Source organism: Lewinella cohaerens DSM 23179 (assembly GCF_000379805.1).
GTDB lineage: Bacteria > Bacteroidota > Bacteroidia > Chitinophagales > Saprospiraceae > Lewinella > Lewinella cohaerens.
On the sequence record NZ_KB903582.1, the window covers coordinates 1 to 6,122 of the forward strand.

The following is a 6,122-nucleotide window of genomic DNA, read 5'->3' on the forward strand; positions in this document are numbered from 1 at the left end:
GTTACCGCTACCGGAGCAGGTGCAGAGAAACCACCACCGATGAACTGACCTCCGTTATCACTTACAATACCGATAACGTAGTCACCCGTCGTACCGAAGCTCGTGTTAGCAACCATCAAAGTGTACGTCTGACCAGGCTCCAATGGCATTTCAATGCGGAAATCCTGATCAAAGAACGCGTTGACACCAAAGAATGGATCAACAAAGTAAGCACCCTCAGAACCACCAAGGATATTCTCACATGGATTGTCTTCGTTAAACGCTCCCTGGAACAAAGCGATATTCAAACCAGGAATGTTAGAAGCTGTCTGAATGTTGTACACATCCGTTGCAGGTAGATCAGGATCAACCGTGAAGGTGATCAGGTCGTAGTTATAATCAACACCAGCTGCAGGCTCAAAGAAGCTTTGGAAACAGCTATAGTCGTCCAGGGCAATCGTTGGCTCTGTGCCGTCGATGCTACCTTCCAAAGTCTGAAGGTCGAAATCAACCGTTACTTCGTCTGTGTCAGCAGGACACTCTACTACTGGGTCGGTTTTGTCTTCAGCGAAGAGGTTACCCCAACAGGTGTAAACCATTTCTCCTGCAACAAAGATGTCTACAGAGTAAGTGTGAGCACCACAACCAGAGATAACATTGGTATTACCACCATCAACAGTGATTACGATCTCGTCGGCACAAGCGTAGTTGCCCGTCAGAACCATACCAGGGGTAATCAATCGATCACAGTTTTCACTCAGTGTAACGTTTACGTCTGAGATACAAGCAGGACCGAAGTTTTCTACTTCGATAACTGTTTCTACAGTTTGGGTACATCCGCGGTAAGCAGGTGTTGTTCCTCCATCAGGAGAAATACCTCCGTTACCATCATCGGCACCAATGTAGGTCATCACTACGGTATTAAGACCAGAAGGCAAAGCCGTTGGATTAAATACAGTAGCATCAACTCCATTAATGGTGAAGGTTACACCATCAGGCATTGCTGGTCCGTTCACGTCATCATCATCAGTGCCACCAAGTGTGATAGCACCTTCGAAATTACAGTAAATCGGATCTAATTCAGGATCAAATACAGGAGTTGGGTAAGCACAAGCATTACCAATCGCGAAGTTGAAGCCTACCGCATTTCCGGCGATAAACTGATCTACCGTGATGGTATAACCAACATCATCTGCGTGATCAAAAGCAATAGAGTAGTGCATGTTGGCATCGTAGGTAAGTGGATCACCTACAGCTACACCAAATGCTCCGTCTACCGCTACGACTCTGAAGTCGAGGCCAGCGGGTAGAGTACCACCACCGCCACCAGTAATCGCTACGATTTCACCAAAGGTGCCATCGTTAGGGTTCGTATAGGTTCCAGCTTCCGCATCAAAAGTGATCGGTGATGCGTCGTCATTACAACTACAAGGATCGGTGATTGCGAAACCACAATCCTCTATACCTAAAGTAGAGCTAGCAGTGTACTCACATTCCAATTCACCTGCAAGGGTGTAAGTAATGCTATAGCCATCAGGACCTAGGCCAGACAAGTCTACATCAAAAGTAAGGCCGTCGCCATTATCGGTAACCCCTGTACCACTGTACACTCCACCTGCTGGAGTAGCTCCACCAAGGGTAATAGTGACATCTCCACCACATACAGTAGCGAGTGCGGGGAATACTACGGTTGGTTCATCAAAAGTACTTTCACAAGGAACGTTGTAAACGTATTCTGTTTCCTGATCCATTCCATCAACAACGGTAATGAATCGGTTAGTAAACTGATTGTCACAACAAGAAACAGTACAATCATCACCAGGGGTGAAGCTTTCTTCTACGCCATTCACCAAGAATTTAAACTCTTGGTCACCAGGAGCCATGAAGATGGTGGTACACCAAATACCGTCTCCGTCAGGATCAGTCAAGGGGTTACACACACCACACCAGTTATTAAATCCGCCGAAGATATTGATATTAGTAGCATCTAGACAGCCGATGTCTACACAAAACTCGATATCCGCACCCGGAGGAGGTGTACAAACTTCGTCACAGCTTTCCCAACCGTAAGTATATGATGCTGGCATACCATCTACAACGGTAATCTGGCGAGCAACACCGCCGTTAGGGGCAGTAGGAGAGCTAACCGTACAATCGTCGGTTATATCAAGGGTTTCGAACTGTCCCTGCGCAAAGAAGAACATGAAGTCATAATCTCCAGGATCTAAATTCAATGTTTTGCAATAGATACGGTTACCCATATCCTGCATCAAGAAATCAGTACCAGGGTTAAATCCGTTGAAGGATCCTGCAAGTGCAACTGCATCTGATACGGGATAACAACTAAGATCCACACAGAACTCAATGGCTACAGGCCCTGCAACCGGAGCACAAGATGCCGTTACCGTTTCGGAATTACCTGCTCCACCAGCTGCCCAGTTAAAGAACATATCTAAAACATACGGGTCATTTTGACCAGTTAAGCTGTAGTTAAAGGTTCCACCTGGGCCTGCAACTTGAAAAACCCCACCTGGGCCTCCAAGAAAACCAACCAAACCTGCTGGGTTGTCTACCACGGTAAGTGTTACATCAACATTGCCAGCATTGTCACTTACGATGGTATAATCCATACCATTTGCCAGGTTTTCAATGGCTACATTGCCTGAACATGGGTCTAGTTCAACAGCAACGCAAGATGCCGTTACCGTTTCGGAATTACCTGCTCCACCCGCTGCCCAGTTAAAGAACATATCTAAAACATACGGGTCATTTTGACCAGTTAAGCTGTAGTTAAAGGTTCCACCTGGGCCTGCAACTTGAAAAATCCCACCTGGGCCTCCAAGAAAACCAACCAAACCTGCTGGGGCGTCTACCACGGTAAGTGTTATATCAACATTGCCATCAGCGTCACTTACGATGGTATAATCCATACCATTGGCAAGATTTTCAATGGCTACATTGCCTGAACATGGGTCTGGAACAGGAGGACCACAAGTAGAGAAGTAGATATTATCAACGTAAAATGATCCACTACCCGTCGGTAAACCAGAAAAAATCAGCTGAGAAAGCTCATCAGCGTTATTCAGCGTCGGACCGGTTACAAGGGCTGGATTGGCAAAGTCGGCCATGGGAATAGCAAAAGTATTCCAGCCCAATTGAGTTGGTGTAAATGCGATTTCACCCTCACTCGAAAAAGCCCCACCGTCAAAATCGACCAACTTCACTCTAAAGGTGGTCATATCTGCCGTCCAAACATCAACATTGAAGGTTGTCATTGCCGATGCATCAATAGGAGAGCCAAACATTTCGATTCCGAGAAAGTCAACGTTCTCGTACAACTTTGTATCATTCCCACCGATCTGTAGCTCGGTATAGACAGTACCTCCTGGCGACCACGGGGTCAACCAAGTATCAACGGGTACATCCGTGTAAGCATTGCTGAACATGGAGATCACGTTAGCAGCATCACAAGTAGGCTCTGGTGCTGCCGTAGGACAAGCACTCGTAGAGAAGTAGATATTATCAACGTAAAATGATCCACTACCCGTCGGTAAACCAGAAAAAATCAGCTGAGAAAGCTCATCAGCGTTATTCAGCGTCAGACCGGTTACAAGAGCTGGATTGGCAAAGTCGGCCATGGGAATAGAAAAAGTATTCCAGCCCGATTGAGTTGGTGTAAATGCGATTTCACCCTCACTCGAAAAAGCCCCACCGTCAAAATCGACCAACTTCACTCTAAAGGTGGTCATATCTGGCGTCCAAATATCAACATTGAAATAGGTCATTCCAGATGCATCGATCGGAGTACCAAACATTTCGATGCCGAGAAAGTCAACGTTCTCATACAGCTTAGTATCATTCCCAGCGATCTGTAGTTCAGTATAGACAGTAGCTCCTGGCGACCACGGGGTCAACCAAGTATCAACGGGTACATCCGTATAGGCGTTGCTGAACATGGAAATCACATCGGATTGATCACAGATTGGATCGGGGGCGGCTACGGATGGTCCAGTAGCAATAATAGCAGTAAAGGTAATCTCAAAGCTATTGAGTGTACCAGAGTCTCCACTAGCATCATCAAAAACTTCCAGTATCCAATCACCGTTGGCATTTTCACCAGCCAATATGGTATTAAGATCAACACCAGGACCATCTTCCGTATTTAAAATGGGAAAAATGTTTGCTCCTCCTTCTGCTCGATAGTCAGCGAGGGGGGCATTACCATCCCAACCATTGACATCATTAGCTGAAGCATCGGTAAAAGTAAGCGTTGCAGCAGCATCTAAACCCGTGAAACTGCCATTATCACTTGACAATGTCACTCGTGTCCCGGCGGGTGATACCAGCACTATTTCTAAGTCGTTTGCGAAGGTGTGCTCTGCATTTATAGCTACCGAAGTTAATTCAACATCGGTTCCGATCACCGCACCACCCGCAATCATAGCGGTACCCGTGGAAGTGGAGGTAATATTAGCAGGAGTCGTAACACCACCATCAGTGGTTCCTAAACCCTGTGGATTGCCCGTTCCTGTAAAGGTTTGGGCGGTCCCCATTAAGGGAATTGCCAGCATGAGCAAACAGACGAGGCTGTATTGCCATGCTTTTTTTAGCGTAAAGTTCGCTTTTCGCATAAGATTACAATTTGTTATAAAAAAATTAAGGTCGTTTCAAATATGATCAATGTACAAGGCACAAGTGCCCTATACATTTAAAATAAAATTTCTTAAAGTCAGGTCGTCAAAAAATAAAACTTCGCATCAGCGACAAAGATAGTCACATTTCCTTGATCGCCAGCTAATAAAACAGATAGAGCTTGGTGTTTTAGACCAAATTCTATCTGTTTTATCCTATTTCAGCACTACCACCTCACCAGTTTTGGTCAGGAGGGTGCCGTCTATTAATTCAATCTCAATTACGTAGAGATATACGCCCGGGTTTACTTGCTCTCCACGATAAGTTCCATCCCAACCAAACTGGCTGTCATTGGCCGGCACATCCTCTCGTGAGAGAATGGCGCCTCCCCAGCGATCAAATATTTGGAAGTTGCGAATCATCTTCACATTAGCCCCCGTATAAATCACAAAGTCATCATTGACACCATCTTCATTCGGTGAAAAGATATTCGGGATATAGATTCTTTCTGTTCTATCAACGAATAACCTAATTTGATCGCTGACAATACAGCCATTTTCGTCAATCACCGTAACGGTATAAATGGTTTGTTCTTCAGGTTGGGCAAAAGGTTCCAGACAATCTGTACAACTAAGACTCTGGTCAAAAGTCCAGATCACCGTGTCAACTACGGCGTTAGTCGTAAAGGATAATTGAACACTATCCCCCAGTACAACTTCATCANCTGCGCCTAAATCCAGGAAGAGGTCATCTGCTGCTAAAATGCTAATATTCGTAGTAGACTCACAACCTTCGGCATCCTGAACAGTCAAGCTATATGCTCCTGGTGAAAGGCCAGCAAATAGTACATCCGTAACGAAAGCTCCATCGTTGAGCGAAAACAGATAGGGTTCCTGCCCGCCAGTTACAGATTCGATGCCAATACTGCCATCGTTGTTACCAAAGCAGCTTTCGTTGGTCGTATTGACTACCGGCGCCAGATCAAGGTTACATGGTGTCCCCATACAAGGAATACAAATAGAGCCATCACAGTTAAGGATCGTTTCCTGGTCATTAAAGGTATTGGGATCACCGTCATCACAAGCTTGCGCCGTGGTTGGGCCATTGCTACAATCAATAACGGTCCCGGCGCAAGGCACGCAAATACTACCGTCCGATAATAGAATGGTCTCTACATCATTAATGGTACAAGGATCACCATCATCACAAGGTAAAACTTGTTCACAGCTACCGTCCGTGCCGCATGGCGCAGGGGTTCCAGTACAAGGAATACAGACCGTACCATCGCTATTGAGGATCGTTTCTTGGTCATTGACGGTACAAGGGTCATTATCATCACAGGCTTGAACTGTCGTAGCGCCATTACTACAATCGACGGGTTCTCCCATACAGGGCACACAGATGCTACCATCACAATCAAGGGTAATTATCACGTCATTGATCGTATTGGGATCACCATCGTCACAAGGTAACGTCGTCGATGGACCAGTGCTACAATCTAATACCGTACC

At 45.8% G+C, this 6,122-nt stretch carries 2 protein-coding genes; both read right to left on the reverse strand.

Annotated features, from left to right (window positions below; all coding sequences use genetic code 11):
- A partial coding sequence (locus tag A3EU_RS31700) for a proprotein convertase P-domain-containing protein (protein ID WP_044086647.1) occupies positions 1–4,610 on the reverse strand: 4,610 nt, incomplete at its 3' end.
- Between the two features lie 216 nt (positions 4,611–4,826).
- Positions 4,827–5,999 (reverse strand): T9SS type B sorting domain-containing protein, encoded by a 1,173-nt coding sequence (locus A3EU_RS31705; protein WP_425412740.1) that lies wholly within the window; start codon positions 5,997–5,999, stop codon positions 4,827–4,829.
- Positions 6,000–6,122: the final 123 nt, after the last annotated feature.